The following is a 19,185-nucleotide window of genomic DNA, read 5'->3' as shown; positions in this document are numbered from 1 at the left end:
TCCGAAGACCCGGCTTCACCACAGGGCGGCTGTGGAACCCGTGCGCAAGCATTCGCTGCGGCACGAATCGTAGGATCCGCCTGCCCGTCGCGCCAGGGGCGCGCGCGGGATCACGACGTTGTCCCGGATGCACCAATGCGCTCGATCCGAAGGGTCGAGCGTCGCGCCGTCCTTGCTGTCGGCGTGGAGGCGCAGGATCACGGCGTCGACCGGCGACCACCCGTCCCCGGCGCGGGCTCCGCCGGATGCAGCACCTGCTCCATCTGCCGTGCGATCCGCAGCAGTGCGGCGTCGTCGCCAGGCCGGGCCACGACCTGCAGGCCCGCCGGGAGTGCGCCGGCGCCGCGGTGCAGCGGGATCGAGATCGCCGGGCAGCCCGCGAGGTTGAAGGGGGCCGTGTAGCGCATCAGCGCTTCGCGCACGCTCCCCGACCAGTTGCCGATCGTGAGTTCCGGTTCGCCGAGGCGCGGCGCGGTGCACGGCGTGGTGGGCAGCACGATGAAGCGATGCCCGGCCATGAGCCGGGCCAGCGCGGCGGAGAACTTTCGCCGGGCCTGCTGCGCCTGCGCGTAGTCTTCCATGCGCACCGCCTTGGCGCGCTCCAGGCGGCCGATGGTCTCCGCGCCGTAGTGCGCCGCAATCCAGTCCGGATCGTGCCTGGCGAAGTGCACGAGCGCACCTTCCGCCAGGACGATGCGCGCGAAGGCATCGAAACAGCCGTCGAAGACATTCGCGGGCTCCAGCTCCTCGATCTGGAAGATCGACGCGAGCCTGTCGGCCGCGATCGCGAAAGCGCTGGCAACCTCCGTGGCGGGATGCACCGGGCCGATGCCGCAGATCACGCCCACGCGCACTTCGCCGGGGACGCCCTCGATGCGAGGCTCGATACCGATGCCCAGCGCCTCGGCCAGGACCTCGATGTCGTCGACGCGCGCCCCCAACAGACCCGGATGGTCGAGGCTCGCCGCCAGCGGGAAGATGCCCTGCGTGGGCAGCGCGCCATGGCTCGGCTTGAAGCCGGTGACGCCACACAGCGCCGCGGGGATGCGCACCGATCCGCCGGTGTCCGTGCCAAGGCCGGCGGCGACCACGCCATCGGCGATCGACACGGCGGCCCCGCCGCTCGAACCGCCTGGAATGCGCCCCGGGTCCGATGGATGGAGGGTGTCGCCGAAGGCCTCGCTGGCGGTGGTGACCCCCCAGGCGAACTCGTGCGTCGTCGTCTTGCCGACCACGATCGCGCCCTGTTCCACGAGCGTGCGCACGACGGCCGCGTCCGCGGCGGGGACATGGCCGACGAAGGCGGGCGACCCGTAGCGCGTCTCGATGCCCCGGGTGTCGATCAGGTCCTTCACGCCGATCGGCAGTCCTTCGAGCGGGCGCGGCCGGCCTTCGGCATGGCGGCGGTCACTGTCGGCCGCCGCCGCGATCGCGTGCGCGCGCGGGATGGCCGCGAAGGCACGCAGCCTGCGCTGCGTGTCCTCCGCCCGGGCCAGCGTTTCCTGCACGAGCTCGCTCGCGCTGATCCTGCCGCTGGCCAGGGCATCGAGCGACTGCCGCAGCGACGCGGCGCGGCGCGGCACCTGGGTCACCACAGGCTGTCCAGGAGGGCGTCGAGGCGTGCGGGCGCGTCGGCGCCGAGGTCGGCCACTTCCTCGGGGTAATTGTCCCTGAGCAGTGCGGCGACCTCCGGCAGCTTCGCGCGGTCCAGGTCGAAGGTGGAGATGCGGCTGGGCAGGCCGAGCGTCTCGACCACGGCGGCGATCCGGTCGGCCAGCCGCGCGGCCGCGCCCGGCCCGCCGGGCGACAGCGCCTCCAGCTTGTCGCCGTAGAAGGCCGCGCACGCCCGGATGACCGGCGCCAGCGTGATGCACGAGGTCGCGCTGTGCGGCAGGCCGAAGCTGCCGCCCAGGATGTGGCCGATGCGGTGGCTCAGCCCGTAGATCACCGAGGCCGGCGAGAAATAGCACTGCCAGGCGCCAAGCTGCAGCTGCAGCAGGTCGTCGTCGCTCACCAGCCCCGCCTCGAGGGCCTGGCGGGTCTCCAGCGTCGCGGGCCACTTCTCCAGCACCCGCAGGAAGCGGTCGACGCCGCTGGCGGCCATGATCGCGTGGGGATGGCTGCGCGTCACCCTGCGCATGCCCTCCACGGCATGGTCGATGCCCTTGATGGCGGAGGACAGCAGCAGCGCCCGCGGCGTGTCGCGCACCAGCAGCGGGTCGATCAGAACGAGCTTGGGCGTGGTCTCGCGCACCGCGTAGCTGCGCTTGAACTTCTGCGGACCGGTGGTCTCGGTGATGCCGAAGTAGTGCGAGAACTCCGAGCCCGAGAGCGTCGTCGGCAACGCCACGATCGGCAGATGGCGGCCGGTCAGTCCGTGGTGCAGGTGGGACACCGCCTTGGCGGCATCGAGCACCGAGCCGCCGCCCAGCCCGACGATGGCGCGGGCATCCGCGCGCAGGCAGGCATCGAGCGCCGCGTTCACCGCCACGTCGGGCACGTGTGCGGGCAGGTCGAGGAAGCGGCCGGCGATGCCCGCAAGGTGCGGCTCGACCTGGCTGCGCGCCAGCGCTTCGAGCGGAGGGACGGTGAAGATCATCGGCCGCTCGATGCCCTGCTGGGCGAGGCGCGGGAGCGCGCCGGCCAGGATGTTCTCGCCCCAGAACACCGCATCCTGCGGCAGGCAGTTCAGATGGTTCATGGCTATGGTCCTGATCCGATGGAGTTCGGAGGACCGCGACGATAAGGCCGATGCGGCCCGTCTGAGGCCGCCCGGGCCCGGACTCAGCGTCCAGGTTCCTGGACGATGGCCGCGCGTGCCTCAGTGGCCACCGAAGTCCGTGACCTTCGGAATCTCGACAGCCAGGAAGTCCACCAGCGAGCGCACCGCGGGCAGCAGCCCGGTGCGATAGGGAATGAGCGCCGACATGCGGGCATCGGCCGCGATCCAGCCGGGCAGGATCTGCCGCAGCGTGCCTGCCGTCAGTTCGCTGCGGCAGATATAGCCCGGCAGCGCCGCGATGCCGAGGCCGGCGCAGGCCGCCTCCTTGAGCGACACCATGTTGTTGCTCTGGAAGCGCGGCGCCATCGCCACCACGAACTCCTTGCCGCCCGGGTCCTTCAACTGCCATTGCACCGGGCCGTTGCGCACGATCGAGATGCTCGCGTGGTGCAGCAACTCGTCCGGGTGATGGGGCTCCTTCGCCTTCGCCAGGTAGGCCGGGCTGGCGAACAGGAACCATGGCGCGTTCGCGATGGCGCGCTGCACGAGCGTCGAGTTCTGCAGGGGCGCGGTGTGCCCGCGGATCGCCAGGTCGAAGCCCTCGCCGACGATGTCGACGTATCTGTCCGTCGCGATCTCGACGATCTGCACCTTGGGATGGCGGTTGAGGAAGACCGGCAGCAGGTCGCGCAGCGCGAACTGCGCGATCTCCACCGCCGTCGTGATGCGGATCACGCCGCTCGGCTCGGCCAGGCGTTGCCGGATCGCCTCCTCGGCGATGTCGGAGCTGCGCAGCATCGCGACCGCGTACTGGTAGAACTCCTTGCCGATGTCGGTCGTGCCGAACTGGCGCGAGGTGCGGTTGAGCAGGCGCACGCCGAGCGAGGACTCGAGCTCCTGCACGCGATGGCTGAGCGTCGACTTCGGCAGGCGCAAGGCCTGGCCGGCCGAGGTGAAGCCGCCGCGGTCGACGACCTGCACGAAGTAGTAGACGTCCTTGAGGTCGAGCATCGTGGGCCTGTTCGTGGGCCTGTTGGAGGGGATCGCGTCGAGCATAACGCCAGGACCCCCCGCGGCACCCATCGTCCAGGAATCCGCAACCTTGCGTGCAAGCCGCGCCGGCTTCTCAAGCGCGAGGGGTGTTTCTACGATTTCCTCGCCCGGTCACCCCATGACCACACCACCCTACGCCACCCCACCACCGGATGGAGACACACGCCATGAATTCGCTCATCGACGAACTGATCTGCGAGCGCCGCACGAAGCGCGGCTTCCTCGATCGCCCCGTGCCGATCGAGACCGTGAGGGACATCCTCGCCGTCGCCAAGTACGCCCCCAGCTCGAGCAACACACAACCCTGGCGCTGCTATGTGGTCACCGGCCAGGCGCGCCAACGCGTGACGGCCGCGGCCGTCGATGCCTTCCGCGCCGGGCCCGACAAGCTGGTGCCCGAGTACCCCTTCTTCCCGCAGACCCTGCCCGACCCCTACTCGATGCGCTTCAACACCTTCCGCGGCCAGCTCGGCGATGCGCAGGGCGTGCACCGCAGCGACAAGGTCGGCCGCCGGCGCGACGTGGAGCGGCAGTTCCTCTTCTTCGACGCGCCCGTCGGGATCATCTTCACGATGGACCGCCGCCTGGAATGGGCCAGCTTCATCTGCTACGGCTGCTTCCTGCAGAACATCATGCTGGCCGCCAAGGCGCGCGACCTGGACACCTGTCCGCAGCAGATCTGGTCGCTGCAGTACCCGGTGCTGCGCGCCGAGCTCGGCATTCCCGAGGGCGAGATGGTCGTCGCCGGCATGTCGCTCGGCTATGCCGACAACAGCATGCCGGAGAACCGCATGGCCCTGCACAAGCTGGAGGTCGAGGACTTCACCACCTTCGTGGATGCCTGACCGGCATCTCGCGTTCCAACCCCATCCGATCACTCAACAAGGAGCTCCCATGTCGATCATCAAAGGCTTTCATCACCTGACCGCCGGCGTCAGCGGCGCGCAGGAGGACGTCGACTTCTACGTCAAGCTGCTCGGCCAGAGCTTGGTCAAGAAGACCGTGCTGCTGGACGGCGAAGACCCGATCTACCACCTCTACTACGGCAACCCGAAGGGCGACGCCGGCACCCTCGTCACCTCCTTCCCCTTCCGGCAGAAGGGCGTGAAGGCGCGGCCGGGCTCGGGCCAGATCCGCGTCATCAACTACTCGGTGCCGAAGGGCTCGCTGGACTTCTGGCGCGCGCGCTTCGAGGCGCACGGCGTCGCCTTCGACAAGGAGGTGGTGGAGCGCTTCGGCGAGCAGCGCCAGCGTTTCCATCATCCCTGCGGCATCGAATTCGACCTGGTCGCCTCCGACCGCGATGCGCGCATACCCTGCCTGGCCAAGGACATTCCCGAGGCCTTCGCCATCCGCGGCGTGCACAGCATCACCCTGTCGCTGCGCGAGGTGGCGGAGTCGATCCTCTTCATGCAGGAGGCGATCGACTTCCGCTACGCGGGCGAATCGGGTCCGTACCACCGCTTCGAGACCGCCGACGGCACGCCCGGCACCATCGTCGAGTTCCTCCACGAGCCGGACCGCCTGCAGGGCTCGTCGATCTACGGCGAAGGCACCATCCACCACGTCGCCTTCGCGGTCGACAACGAGGCGCAGCAGATGCAGATCAAGGAGAAGCTGTTTGCCATGGGCTACATCGACACCTCCGAATCGGTCAACCGCAACTACTTCCGCTCGATGTACTTCAAGATGCCGGGCGGGGTGATGTTCGAGGCCACCACCACCGACATCGGCTTCGCCATCGACGAGGAGCCAGGCCACTTCGGGGAAGAGTTCCAGCTGCCCCCGTGGCTCAAGGACCGCAAGGACGAACTGCTCGGCCGCCTGGAGCCCATCTCGGTATGAACGCGAACTTCAAACCCAAGGTCCTGGTCGCGTTCTACTCCCGCAACAGTTCCACCGAGCTGCTGGCCCGGGCGATCGCCGAGGGCGCGGCAGGCCAGGGCGCGGAGGTGCGGCTGCGCCGCGCGCGCGAGGTCGTCAGTCCCGCCGCCATGGCGCAGGTGCCGGGCTGGACCGAGCGCGCGGAGAAGATGAACGCACGCTACGAGGCACCCACCGAGGCGGATGCCGAATGGGCCGATGCCATCGTCCTGGGCACGCCGACGCGCTTCGGTTCCATTTCCTCGGAACTCAAGGCCTACATCGACGGGCTCGGCGGGCTGTGGTTCCAGGGCAAGCTCAACGGCAAGGTGGGATCGGTCTTCGGCGCGACCTCCTCGCTGCACGGCGGCAACGAGTCGACCCTGCTGTCGATGTACACGCCGATGGCGCACCTGGGCCTGATCATCGTGCCGCTCGGCTATGCCGACGCCGCAATGTTCAAGGCCGGCACGCCCTACGGCGCGACGCACGTCTCGAAGCTCGACACCCTCGAGCCCGATGCGGATCACCTCGACGTGGCGCGCTTCCAGGGGCGGCGGGTCGCGACGGTCGCCAGGGCGTTGCGGGGCGGGCTGCCCGAGGCGGCTGCGGCCTGAGCGCCTGGCCTAGTCGCCGCTGAGCAGCGGCACCCAGCCCGGCTGCTCGCTCACGCGGCCCGTCCACGCCCGGATGGCCGGGTAGCGTGCCATGTCGTAGCCGCCTTGCCCGGCGAGCGACACATAGCAGGAGGTGGCCAGGTCGGCGAGCGTGTAGCGATCGCCGACCAGCCAGGTGCGCGGAGCAAGCCATTGCTCGAGCTTCTCGAGTGCGATGTGGCCGTCATGGTGAAAGCGCGCAATGTCCTCGGCTCTCTCGGCAGCCATCCCCCGAAGGTGGTAGACGCGCGACGTCGCGATGGGCTTTTGCAGATCCCCCTGCTCGAAGAAAAGCCAACTCAGCATTTCCGCGCGCAGGAAGGCGTCCTCGGGAATGAAACGCGTGCCCTCGGCCAGGTGCAGCAGGATGGCTCCGGATTCGACCAGGGTGTGGCCGTCCTCGAGCTCGAGCACCGGCACGCGCGCGAAGCGGCTCTTCCGGCGGAACGCGGGCTCGGCGGTCTCGCCCTTGGCGATGTCGAGCGTCACGCGCTCGTAGGGAATGCCGAGTTGGCTCAGCAGGATGCGGATCTTCCAGCAGTTGCCGGAGAAGCGGCTGTCGTAGAGGCGCAGCATGGGGGCGGCTTGCGAAAGGCGAAGAGAAGACACGGGATGATCCCGTATCCGGCCCGATGCTGGCAAGCCGGCATCGCCGCTGCCGCGGGTGCGGACGCTCAGGGTGCGAGCGCCACCGCGCCCTGCATGCCCTGGCGGGCCAGCTTGGTGTAGGGGCTGGTGGGGCCGCGCGGACACGGACCACCCATGACACATCGAAAACGGATTGGCCTCGGAATCGTCCATGAGGCGCGCCGCTTCCTTGAAATGTGGTCTTTTTTCGCAGTGTGTCTTTTTTTGTGATTTTCACTGCGTTCGTCAGCTCCTGGGGCATACCGTTCACACCGGGGATCAACCCAAGGTCAGCGTTTCAGCCGGCCCATGTGTCTTCAAAAGAACGGAGGAGAAATGTGTATCACCGTAGTGCCGGCCGTGGAGCCGCGTCCCGGGGCGGGACCGATGTGCCGGGCCGCGAGCGCCCGGTTCCATAGGGTGCCGCCCTGGCTTTCGTGGCACCTCCATCCAGCGCAGCCAGCTGGGCCGCCTTGAGCTGCCGGCAGCAGCTCCGCGCCCCCTCCGAACCCCAATCTCCCGGCCCCACCGCTTCGGCATTCCGAAGCGGCGCGCGCTCGTTTTTCCCAATCCACGGTGCGCGATGGCGCCGCTCCTCGAAACCCAAAAATGACTGACACCTACAAGATCATCTGCATCCTCGGCACGGACATAAAGCTCGAGCGCGACAAGGGGGTGACGGTCGACCAACGAATCCTCGAGTCGAAAGGAGTCAAGATCCTGGGCGGGGTGCCGGGCTTCGACTTGGGGGCGGCGATCCAAGATCTTGCGGATCAGAAGCTGATCGGTCCCGACACAGTCATCTTTCTCGATGCGCATGGGGCGGTCCATGAAGGTAGGCACTACTTCGCCATGGAGCCAGAGATGATCAGCACCTACGAGTTTCTCGATGCTCTGACCGGGATCGACGCCTATGATTCCAGTGGCAAGGAGACGACCTGGAGGGGGTCGTTTGTTGCATACAGCTGTCACAGCGGGGCGCTCATCGGCGAGCTGGACAAGGAAAACTGGACCGGCACCAACACAGTGATCGTGAGTGCGGATGAGGACCAGCTTGCGGCGAGCACCTTCGGCTTGAATGAGCTGATGGCCCTCTCGGGCAATGCCGACAATCCATACAAGTTCATCCTGGAAGGGCACCCATTCCTGAACACGTGGAAGGTGTGGAAAGCTGGAATTCCAACTCTCGACATCCCATTCCCAACCGACCTGGAGCACTACCGAGGGCGCGAGACCTATTCGCTGGAGCAAGTCAAGAAGTATCAGCTGGAAATCGAAGAGCTGGGTCGGGTTCTTCCTCAGGGAACGAAAGCTGAGTTGCTGAGACAGACGCGCAGCCTGGTTGCCGAGGCAGTCAGCAGCGTCAAACCAAGTCCGCTGAACGCAGACCTGTTGGCGTGGTGGGAGGAGATTGGAGACCTGGCCGATCAACTGGACCTGAATACGGCAAGAGGGAGAGAGTTTCGCGATTCGTTCGCGGCAATGATGCTTCGGCGGCCGCCGCGTTTCGATGAAGCGAAGGCCATGGTCCAGACTGGCGGGTGGCGGGCGCTCGACCTCTTGTCCTCGACGGGGAAACCGGACTTCTTGTCCCGCGTTGGCAGGGAGATGTTGGACGTACTGCTGGATTCCGTCCAGGATTCGTTGACTGGGCTACCCGCAGAGAAGCAGGTCGAACTCTATGTGCGCAACCTGGAGCATCTGATCGATGCGGGCGCGTCGTTAGGCCCGCGCGACGTCGAGAACGCGCTGAAGAAAACCGAGGAGCCCTTGCCGCTGATCGAGGCGATGGTCAGGGTCAATCCAGAAGAGACGCTGTCGTGGTTGTTCGGGGACAAGGGAGGCATCCTCGGGGGATTCTTGGGTGAGGGGACGTCCATCTTTCAGGCGGTCTCTCAATTGAATGGAGCCGGGCAGGTTGGAGATTGGCTTGTCGAGACGCAGCTGTCCGCCTACATGGAGAACAATCCACAGTCGCGCGAACGATTGCTTGGCGAACTGTCGCGCCAGATGTTCCGTTGGATAGAGGACATCAACGATAGTGGAGCATCGAAGCCCGAGGAATGGACGGCGGTACTGATCTTCCTCGACGACAGGTCGCGGCGTGATCTCCTGAATCTGCGCAAGGACGGACCGGACGGGCCGACACTGGCTGAGATCAGTGTCGACCGGAAGCTGAACCCCGTCGTTGCCGACATGCTTGCCCCGCTCGGGGCGGATCTCACTGAAGTGATCGCGAAGCTGGAGGCGCAGGGGCCGTCGGGCGTGGCCTTGGCGAAACTTTTCAAGGACCGGAGTTGCGACGCGACACCGTGGATCGATTGGATCCTGCGGCCTTCCAAAGACCGGCTCGATCCGCAGAAGGAAGCGCAGCTCTTGAAGAACATGCCCCCTGAGGCCTTTGGCTGGCGGGGTCGCGAAGGAAAAACGTTCTTGGAGGTGGCGATCGACCAGAACCGAATTGATGTGGTGACGTTCGTATCGGGTCGACCTGAGTACGTGAACGGACCGACGCCGGTTGAGTATGCGGCAAGAAAGGGCAAATTCGAGCTTCTCGAGGTGATGCTGAGCTCGGGAAGTTACAGCTTCGATCTCAAGAACAAGGCGTCGAACGTTCTGAAGGACATTCTGAGATCCGCGCGGTCAGAAGACCTGACCCCCCAGGAAAAGACTGCCATGCAGCACTCGCTGGCTCTCTACCTGGAGGGGTTGCCGAAGGCGGCGCCGGGAGTCTACGAGACCGAGGTCGCAGAGGCGATCAAGAGCCTGGGTGGTCCCGACCCCAACCTCAATGGACTGTTGGAACTGTCGCACGTGGTCAACCTGCGTGACCCGCAATGGCGTGACTCGCTGTTCGATGCTCTACGGGCATCGATCACATCCTTGGGGGGCGAGGACAAGCGGCAGTTTTTCGAGCTGCTCCTGGACATCGCTCCCGATCTCGTTGACCAGAGAGTGAATGGCCTGTCCGTGCTCGATCTCGCGTTCGCCAAGAACGACATCGCCGCAACGAGTGTCTTTCTGGAGCGTGGTCTGGAGTCTCGGGAAGTGACGCCGGAGAAGCTGTTCGAGATGGCCCTGGGGAATCTGGACCACCCGGAGGTGGTGCGAAAGCTTGCCAGATTTTTCCCCCCCGACGCCATGGTGGCCGACCTTGATGCAGCCAGCGGATCGAACGCCTACTGGAGCACGGGGGGGTCGATGATCGCTCCGGGCGTGACGTTCGGGGCCAATGTTTCGCTTGGCGATGGCGTGCTGGTGGTTTCGGGCGTCTCAGTGGGCGCAGGGACCGTCATCGGCGATGAATGTCTTCTGAAGGCTGGCTCCAGGCTCGGCGCGGGCGTGGAACTGGGCGAAGGAGTGCGGATTGGCATGGATGCACAGGTCGCCGCCAATACGAAGATCGGGCCCGGGGCGAAGATCTTCGGCAGTGTCGGGAGCGGCGTCATCATCGGCGCGGGCGTTGTGATCGAGGCAGGCGCCGTGGTCGGGGATTGGGTCCAGATCGGCGCTGGCGCAGTGATCGAACTAGGCGCCGTGGTCGAGGCGCGCGCCCGGATCGGCGCCGGCGCTGAGATCCAGTGTGGCGCCGTGGTCGAAGAGGACGCCTGGGTCGCCCCCGGCATCTCGGTGCGGGAAGATGCGGTCGTGCCCGCGGGCTGGCTCATTACTGCCGATGGGATCTATGACGAGCACTGGGATGGCGAGCCGCTAGCAGACGAGGAGCCTTTGCACGACGCTAATTCGGTGGAATACATCACGCTCGTAGCCTCGGCGGGCCCGCAAGACCTGCCCGGGAGCCGCAACCGGGACTGGGAGGACCCGGACACTGGTGCGGCCGGCGCGCTGGCGGTGGTGGAAGATGCGCAGGACAGCAACATCGACTTTGGCGCGTGGGGTGACGCGCGCAGCCGGCAGATGTGGGAGAAGATGCTTGGCAAGCTGGGGCTGCCGGATGAGCCGGTCAGCGCGCAGGCCGCCAAGGCCAGCCTGGAGCAGCTGTCCGGGGTCCTGTACGACATGTTCAAGGACTTCGACTGGGACAGTGTGGGGCAGCTTGAAGACGTGGCCGAGCGCGACGCGCAGCTCGTGCGCGACGCCCTGCAAGGCGACATCGAAGAAGCCGTCGATGCCGTGCTGGGCCGCAGGAGCGACCCGCAGCAGACCCTCAGCCGTGAAGAACTGGCCCAGGAGCTGAGTAAAAAAAGCCTGCGGCTGCGCGTGGCGCAGAACGAGGCCAGGCAAGGCCCCGATGCCCCTGTCGGCAGCGCCCTCGAGCAACACTACCAGCGGGTGGAACTGTTCAGCGTGCTGGACCTCCTGGCCGGTGGTGGCCAGGACTACGGCGTCGGCTACGCCGCCGAGCAGTTCTACAAATCGGTGGCCAAACAGGCGCAGCTGGGCCTGACCGACCAGCAGCTGCGCGAGCGCTACGCCCTGGAAGTGCGCAAGGAGCTCCTGCGCCAGGACGCCCTGCCCCCTGAACGCCTGGACCAGGCGGTGCAACAGGAGCTGCGCTACTTCGACCTGCAGCTCAAACCCGTGCTGGACATGCTGGCGTCCGGTCAGGACGAGGGCCGCAATCCCCAACAGCTGCAACACGACCTGCGCGAGCAAGTCCAGTTGCTGGACCTCGACCCCCTGCAGGCCTGGCAGCTCGGCCAGCTGGGAGAGGCCTTCATCGACGGGCGCGGTGCCCAGCAAAACCGAGACCAGCCCGTGCGCCCCCAAGAAGACTACGACGCGCGCAGCCTCCAGCAAAACCAGGCGCAGCTGCGCCGCCAGCAGGCCCTCGGGGAGCTTGCGCGCAGCGGCGACCAGCCGGACCGGGAGCTGGCGCGGCGGCTGCAGGGCGAGATGATCCAGGCCGACCTGGCGCGGCGAGGCGTGGCGCCTGGCGCCGGCGAGGAGGTCATCGGCACCGTCTCCAAATACAACGGCTACTTCATGGACGCCTACATGCTCTACAGCACCGCCGGGGCGACCCGGCAGCTGCTGGCGGCGCGGCAGCAGGCGGTGGCGCGGGGAGAAGACACCCGCGAGCTCGACAAGATGCTGGTCGAGCAGTTGGCGGTGGGTGCAGGCGCGGGCCTGCTGCTGGGAGGCAAAGTTGCCCTGGAGGTTGGGCAGGCCATGGGAGCGCAGTTCGTCCCCACCCTGCAGAGTGTGATGGGCCAGGGAGGCAGGATGCTCACCGCCTACTTCGCCCTCAAGCAAATGCAGGCCCTGGGCGACAGCGTCAACACCTACATTGCCAACCACGACAACGGCGTCATCCGCCACGAAGACGAGTGGGCCATGGCCGGTGCCGGCGTCAACCTGGCCTTCACCGTGGCGATGGTCGTGGTCGGCGAATTCGGCGGCCCCGAGGGCGTGCAACTGGCGCTGGCCGTGGCCAGCATGCTCCAGCCCGACTGGGCTGCCTTCGGGCGTGCGCAGGACCTGCGCGAACAGGCTGCCAGCCAGCGGCAGCTGGGATTGGCCAACGATGCGCAACTGCTTGACCTCGTGGCCCGCCTGGCCGACGAGCAGGGCGGCCGGGTGTTCCACCCCCTCTTTGACAACCACGCATCGCAAATCATCGGCCAGATCGACGACGTGCTGGAGGACCCGAGCTGGTACCTGGACGCCTACGAACAGCGCGTGCGCGCGGGCCTGCTGCTCAAGACGGACGAACTCACCCTCGCCCAGCAGCAGGTCAACCAATACAAAGCGGCGCTCGATGCCCAGGACAGCACCTGGGCCCACTTCATCCAGGCCGTGGACGAGGCCATGCAGCCTCACAGCCAGTACGACCTCGACGGCACCATCAGCCAGCTGCCCGACACCTACCAGAGACTGGCGACGGCCTACCTGCAGGCGCGGCTGCGCCTGCAGGACATCCAAGAGCGAACCCTGCAGCCCGGCTACGAATGGCGCAGCGCCGCTGACGCCCTCGTGCAGAGACTGAGCGCCGACCCCCAACTGGACCAGATCATCCAGATCGGCCTGCAGCGCGAGGACTTCGCCTTCGATCCCTCCTACACCACCGTCCAGAGCCAGAGCCGCCACGGCGGCTACCTGCTCGGCCTGAGGCCGCGAGACCTCGGCGGCCTGGAGCTGCTGCAGCCGCCCGCGGAAGACGCCGACGCCCTGCAGTGGCAGACCTACAAAGACAACCTGGCCGCCCGCTACCGGCAGACCCCGCAGGCCCTGGAGCAGCAACTGCAGCAAGCGGCCTGGTTCGACGTGGACATCGAGCAAGGCCCTGGGCAGGCAGCCACCTACAGCTGGGAGTTGGACGCGGCCTTCTTGCCCACCGACGGGGAAGTGCACAACCTGGTCATCGTGCGCGACGACGGGCAGGACCCGCAGGCCAGGATCGCGCTCGATGCGCGCGCACTGCCTGGAGACAACCGCTACGAAGTCCTGCGTGGCAACGTCAGCCTGCAGCTGGGCCGCGGATCGGACCTGATCCACCTGATCACCGCCACCCAGATCTCCATCAGCGCCCAAGGCGGCGGCGACAAGGCCGTGAGCCTGCAGTGGGCGCAAAGCGGCCAGGACATCCGCTGGGGCGCCCTGCAGGGCGTGGGCACCGTGCTGGGCAGCCGCTTCAGTGACACCGTCAGCGACATCGACGGCTGGAATGCCGCCGAGGGTCGGTGGAACTACATGGGGGGCGAGGGCGAGCTGACCTACGACTGGGGTTCCGGCGTGTCCGGCGTGTCTGGCGTGTCCGGCGCAACGCAGTCGCAGCTCCCCGACGAAGGAGACGAAGTCCGCCTGCTCGGCGCGCAGCGGCACACCGTACTCATCGGCGCGGGAGCAGTGCAGCTCGGCGCGCGTGAAGACCTCGTCGTCGTGGACCGCGCTGCGGCCGGCTCGCACCTCACCGTCGATGCCGGTGGAGGCCCCGACACCCTGGACCTGCAGCGCCTGGGCGCCGTGCGCGTGGACCTTGACGAAGACGGCCAGACCTTCGCCGCGCGTGGCCAGAGCGGCCGCTTCACCGGCGTGGACAAACTCCTCACCGGCATCGGAGACGACCACCTGAGCCTGGGCGCGCCAGTGCGGCAGGTCCATACCGGCGAGGGCGCGGACCTCATCGAGACCGCGACCGTGACCGTGACCGAGACCGTCCCCGAACAGGATGGCGCCCAGGAAACCCTCATCGACCCAGGCGCCGGAGACGACTTCGTGCGTGTGCGCGGCGACGGCGTGCGCGTGCTGGCCGCCAGCGGCCGCGACATCGTCCTCCTCGATCCGGACGTCACCGAAGTCAGCGTTGGCGTTGGCATCTTCGGCGACGAGGCGGGGCAGCTTCCCCACGTGCGTATCGATGCGCGCGGCGGCCACGCCAAAGTGAGCCTGGACCTCCTCGAAGGCACCGCCGAGCTGTGGCTGGGCGCAGGCGGTGCCGAAGTGCTCGTGGCCAGCAGCGCCGTCACGCTCATCCTGCACGACACGGATCTGCGCTGGGGCGACTTGAACATCCGCTACGTGGGAGCGCCCGGCATCGATGCCGCCGGCCTGGCCAGCCTGATCGAATGGCGGGGCGAAACCGGCAGCGGCGTGGCCCAGGTGAGCTACCTTGCCCTGGCGTCAGAGACCCAGCAGGCCTCCCAGGCCCAGGAGCAAGCCTCCCAGACCCAGCAAGAACAACCCCAGCCCCCGCCCCCATCGCTGGTGCAAATCCCCCTTGGCCAGCTGCTGGGCCAGGAAGGCGCGCGCCCCGAGCCCATGTGGGTGAACCCGCCGCAGATCTACCAGGCCTGGTCGGGCATCCGCACCGTCCTGGCGCCCCTGTCCAGCCTGGTCTCCGGGGCGAACTCCCACGAACTGGGCGTTGCGGGCCGCCGCGGTGCCCCTGCGTGGCTGCAGGCGCAAGACGGCGCGCTGCAACTCACCGCCCCTGAAGACAACGCCGGCCACGTCATGCTGGACGTATGGGGCCACAACGAAGGCCAGGAGGCCCATGCCCAGGCGCTCGTGCAGCTCAGGCACTTCGACGGCCAGCGCATCGTGGGCACCGACGCGGCCGACGCGCTGTCCCACCCGCCCCTCTTCGAAACCCCTGCACAAGACAGCGGCCTCTCCGCGCCCGCCTTCGTCGCGGCCCTCATGGCCGGGGGCCGCGGAGACGACCGCTACAGCGTCGTGCGCCCCGACGACCTCGTCTTCGAAAACGCCGGCGAGGGCCACGACACCGTCCAGGCTGCCGTCTCCTACACCCTGGCGGCACAAGTGGAAGACCTGGTCCTGCAAGGCCTGGACCTGAACGGCACCGGCAACGACCTGGACAACGCCCTCACCGGCACGGCTGCAGCCAACCTCCTGTCGGGCGGAGGTGGAGACGACACCCTCACCGGCGGTGGCGGAGAAGACACCCTGGACGGAGGGCAGGGCCTGGACCTCGTCCATCTGCGCGGCGCCCTCGGCGACTACCAACTGAGCTACCAACTCCCCGGCGCAGGCGCAGCGCCCGTCCTCCTCATCCAGGACACCGTCGCCGGGCGTGACGGGCGCATCCAGGCGAGCAACGTGGAGGTACTGCGCTTTGCAGGCGAGCCCGCTGGCGCGCGGCAGGCCTACTGGGTCGGCGAACTGCCCGTGGCCCAGGCAGCCGCCCTGCACGACCCCTGGCAATGGATGGCCTCCGACCCCCAGCGCCTGGCCACCTACGGCCAGGCCGACGCCTACGAACTCGCGCAGGCCACCCAGGCCATGCACGCGGGCGACGCCGTCCAGCCCTTGCGCGTGCAGCTGGGCGCCTCCTGGCTGGGGCGCTACGACGACTACCAGCGCGTGATCAGCGGCCAGGCTGCAGAAGAAGACGCCCTGGCCGGGTCCGACGACATCCTGGAAGGAGACGACCAGCCCGACGCCCTGTTCGGCCGTGCCGGAGACGACCTGCTGCGTGGCGGGGGCGGTGCGGACGCCCTGGCCGGAGGCGAGGGAGACGACACCCTCGAAGGCGGCGCCGGCGTCGACCTGCTCGTCGGTGGCGCCGGCAGCGACACCTACGTCTTCAGCCAGCCCGACTACGACCCCACCCTCGCGGAAATCCTGGACCGGGCCGACCCCCGGGAGCGCAACAAAATCGTGCTCCATGCGGACACGGGCACCCACCGCATCGACCTCTCCGGGCGCGACCACCTGAGCGACGCCCAGCTCGTCGGCCAGGCCGCAGGCGTGCTCCTGGGCAACGCCCGGGACAACCTGCTGCAAGGAAGCCTGGGTGCCGACATGCTCAGCGGCGGCGCCGGAGACGACACCCTGGACGGCGGCCGGGGCCGCGACGTGCTGGACGGTGGCCTGGGAGACGACCGCTACCTGCTGGACGTGCGCAAACTGCAGGCCGAATACCAGCCCAGCGACGCATCGCAGCTGGTCAAGGAAATCGCCCTCGATGCCGGCGGCCAGGACACCGTGGTCCTGTCCACGGCGGCGCCCGACGCGGGCGTCCAGCTCACCGACAAATGGCTGGACCTGTCCACCCGCGCGGACCTGGAACATGCGCAACTGCTGGGCGATGGCGGCTGGTCGGTGCTGGGCAACGAGGCAGCCAACACCCTCCTCGGGGACGCCAGCGCCAACGTGCTGCGGGGCCTGGGCGGGGCCGACACCCTCGATGGCGGTGCCGCAGCCGACACCCTGGCCGGTGGCCTGGGCAACGACACCTACGTCGTGGACGACGCCGGCGACGTGGTCACCGAGAACGCCGACGAAGGCGTGGACCTCGTGCAGTCCAGCGTCGGCTACACCCTGGGCGCCCACCTGGAGAACCTCACCCTCACCGGCGCGGGCGCCATCGACGCCACCGGCAACGCACAGGCCAACGTCATCACCGGCAACGCAGGCGACAACGTGCTCGATGGTGGCGCAGAAGCCGACACCCTGGCCGGCGGCGCGGGCAACGACACCTACGTCGTGGACGCCCTCGACGTGGTGACCGAAAACGCCGACGAAGGCGCGGACACCGTGCAGTCCAGCCTCACCTACACCCTGGGCGCCAACCTGGAAAACCTGACCCTCACGGGAGCGGGGAACGTGGACGGCACCGGCAACGCGCAGGCCAACACCCTCACCGGCAACGCCGGCAACAACCTGCTCGACGGCGCAGCGGGTGCGGATCGGCTGCGCGGTGGCGCGGGCAACGACACCTACGTCGTCGACAACGCGGGCGACACCGTCACCGAGAACGCCGGCGAAGGCACCGACACCGTGCTGTCCAGCGTGGACCACAGGCTCGGGGCCAACCTGGAGCACCTCACCCTCACTGGCGCGGACAACGTGCACGCCACCGGCAACGCCCAGGCCAACACCCTCACCGGCAACGCCGGCAACAACCTGCTCGATGGCGCGGGCGGAGCCGACACCCTGGCCGGCGGTGCGGGCGACGACACCTACCTGGTGGACAACGCCCTCGACGTGGTGGCGGAAGATGCCGAAGAAGGCGTGGACACCGTGTACGCCAGCCTCACCTACACCCTTGGGGCCAACCTGGAGCACCTCGTCCTCATGGGAGCGGCCCCCCTGAGCGCCACCGGCAACGCCCTGGCCAACACCCTCACCGGCAACGCCGGCAACAACCTGCTCGATGGCGCGGGCGGAGCCGACAGCCTGACTGGTGGCGCCGGCGACGACACCTACCTCGTGGACGACGCGGGCGACGTGGTGACGGAAGATGCCGAAGAAGGCGTGGACACCGTGCAGTCCAGCGTCAGCTACGCCCTGGGCGCCCACCTGGAGCACCTCACCCTCACCGGCGCGGGCCACCTCGACGCCACCGGCAACGCCCAGGCCAACACCCTCACCGGCAACGCCGGCAACAACCTGCTCGATGGCGCGGGCGGAGCCGACACCCTGGCCGGTGGCCTGGGCAACGACACCTACGTCGTGGACGACGCGGGCGACGTGGTCACCGAAAACCCCGGCGAAGGCGTGGACACCGTGCAGTCCAGCGTCAGCTACACCCTGGGCGCCGACCTGGAGCGCCTGACCCTCACCGGCGCCGGGAACGTGAACGGCACCGGCAACGCGCAGGCCAACGTCCTTGCCGGCAACAGCGGCCACAACGCACTGGCCGGTGGCGCCGGAGCCGACACCCTGGACGGTGGTGCGGGCGACGACACCCTGGACGGTGGCGCCGGAGCCGACACCCTGGCCGGTGGTGCGGGCGACGACACCTACCTGGTGGACGACAGCGGCGACACCGTCAGCGAAGGCACTTGGGTCACCCTCATCAAGCCGGACGGCGGCCGGGAGTTCGAGTTCCGGGACCAGGGCGGCACGGACGGCGTGCAAAGCAGCGTCGGCTTCAGCCTGGGAGAGTACATCGAGAACCTCACCCTCACGGGCAGCGCCGCCATCGACGGCACCGGCAACGCCCTGGCCAACACCCTCACCGGCAACGCCGGCAACAACCTGCTCGACGGCGGAGCCGGCGCGGACCTCATGGCCGGTGGCCTGGGCCACGACACCTACGTCGTGGACAGCGCGGGCGACGTGGTCACCGAGAACGCCGACGAAGGCATCGACCTCGTGCAGTCCAGCGTGAACTACACCCTGGGCGCCCACCTGGAGAGCCTCACCCTCACCGGCACGGGCCACCTGGCCGGCACCGGCAACGCACTGGCCAACACCCTCACCGGCAACGCAGGCGACAACATGCTCGACGGCGGCGCCGGCGCCGACACCATGATCGGTGGGGCAGGCCATGATGCCTACGTCGTGGACAACGCGGGCGACGTGGTGACCGAGAACGTCGGCGAAGGCATGGACATGGTGGAGTCGGGCATCACGTACACCCTGGGTGCCAACGTGGAGGCCCTGACCCTCACCGGCACGGCCAACCTGAACGGCACCGGCAACGCCCTGGCCAATTACCTCCGGGGCAACACCGGCAGCAACCTGCTCGATGGCGCCGCCGGCGCCGACACCATGATCGGTGGGGCAGGCAACGACACCTACGTCGTCGACAACGCGGCCGACGTGGTCACCGAGAACCCCGGCGAAGGCACCGACACCGTCCAGTCCAGCGTCAGCTACACCCTGGGAGCCAACCTGGAAAACCTGACCCTCACGGGAGCGGGCCACCTCAACGGCACCGGCAATGCCCTGGCCAACACCCTCACCGGCAACGCAGGCCACAACCTGCTCGATGGCGCCGCCGGCGGCGACACGATGATCGGTGGCGCGGGCAACGACACCTACGTCGTCGACAACGCGGCCGACGTGGTCACCGAGAACCCCGGCGAAGGCACCGACACCGTCCAGTCC

The 19,185-nt window shown here is 68.0% G+C and carries 7 protein-coding genes and 1 pseudogene; 4 read left to right on the top strand and 4 right to left on the bottom strand.

Translation table 11 applies throughout. The annotated features are described in order from the left end of the window. Positions 1-197: 197 nt before the first annotated feature. The 3 genes from A8M77_RS24450 to A8M77_RS24440 all read right to left on the bottom strand — a co-directional run bounded on the left by A8M77_RS24450 (position 198) and on the right by A8M77_RS24440 (position 3,733). A complete protein-coding gene (locus A8M77_RS24450) occupies positions 198-1,592 on the bottom strand; it encodes an amidase (protein ID WP_238136953.1) in 1,395 nt (464 codons plus the stop codon). After that, positions 1,589-2,701, bottom strand: coding sequence for an iron-containing alcohol dehydrogenase (locus A8M77_RS24445; RefSeq protein WP_086924113.1), 1,113 nt, complete (start codon positions 2,699-2,701; stop codon positions 1,589-1,591). The genes A8M77_RS24450 and A8M77_RS24445 overlap by 4 nt, the downstream gene beginning before the upstream one ends. A 120-nt stretch (positions 2,702-2,821) precedes the next feature. Beyond that, positions 2,822-3,733, bottom strand: coding sequence for a LysR substrate-binding domain-containing protein (locus A8M77_RS24440; protein WP_086924163.1), 912 nt, complete (start codon positions 3,731-3,733; stop codon positions 2,822-2,824). 209 nt (positions 3,734-3,942) lie between these two features. On the opposite strand from A8M77_RS24440, the gene A8M77_RS24435 reads away from it, so the two are divergent. The 3 genes from A8M77_RS24435 to wrbA are packed head-to-tail and all read left to right on the top strand — an operon-like array spanning position 3,943 to position 6,255. Beyond that, entirely contained in the window at positions 3,943-4,620 is a 678-nt protein-coding gene (locus A8M77_RS24435; RefSeq protein ID WP_086924112.1) for a nitroreductase, read from the top strand. Positions 4,621-4,669: 49 nt separating this feature from the next. Next, positions 4,670-5,620 (top strand): ring-cleaving dioxygenase, encoded by a 951-nt coding sequence (locus tag A8M77_RS24430; RefSeq protein ID WP_086924111.1) that lies wholly within the window; start codon positions 4,670-4,672, stop codon positions 5,618-5,620. Continuing rightward, on the top strand, positions 5,617-6,255 hold the full coding sequence (gene wrbA / locus A8M77_RS24425; protein WP_086924110.1) for an NAD(P)H:quinone oxidoreductase: 639 nt from the start codon (positions 5,617-5,619) through the stop codon (positions 6,253-6,255). Before A8M77_RS24430 ends, wrbA begins: the two co-directional genes overlap by 4 nt. 9 nt (positions 6,256-6,264) lie before the next feature. Here wrbA and A8M77_RS24420 read toward each other — a convergent pair whose 3' ends face one another. Then, complete coding sequence (locus A8M77_RS24420; RefSeq protein ID WP_238136952.1) at positions 6,265-6,903, bottom strand: glutathione S-transferase family protein; 639 nt, start codon at positions 6,901-6,903, stop codon at positions 6,265-6,267. Between the two features lie 2,694 nt (positions 6,904-9,597). On the opposite strand from A8M77_RS24420, the pseudogene A8M77_RS36210 reads away from it, so the two are divergent. Continuing rightward, positions 9,598-19,185: pseudogene (locus A8M77_RS36210) on the top strand (hypothetical protein); the annotation flags it as partial.

Origin of the sequence: Variovorax sp. JS1663 (assembly GCF_002157355.1) — a bacterium.
Lineage (GTDB): Bacteria > Pseudomonadota > Gammaproteobacteria > Burkholderiales > Burkholderiaceae_C > Variovorax.
Note: the sequence above shows the minus strand (reverse complement) of the source record. Positions and strands in the feature narration are given on the sequence as shown.

Bases quoted from the DNA above. Each gene is read 5' to 3' on its own strand.
- A8M77_RS24445 (WP_086924113.1), bottom strand. From the start codon at position 2,701: ATGAACCATCTGAACTGCCTGCCGCAGGATGCGGTGTTCTGGGGCGAG.
- A8M77_RS24440 (WP_086924163.1), bottom strand. From the start codon at position 3,733: ATGCTCGACCTCAAGGACGTCTACTACTTCGTGCAGGTCGTCGACCGC.
- A8M77_RS24435 (WP_086924112.1), top strand. From the start codon at position 3,943: ATGAATTCGCTCATCGACGAACTGATCTGCGAGCGCCGCACGAAGCGC.
- A8M77_RS24430 (WP_086924111.1), top strand. From the start codon at position 4,670: ATGTCGATCATCAAAGGCTTTCATCACCTGACCGCCGGCGTCAGCGGC.
- wrbA (WP_086924110.1), top strand. From the start codon at position 5,617: ATGAACGCGAACTTCAAACCCAAGGTCCTGGTCGCGTTCTACTCCCGC.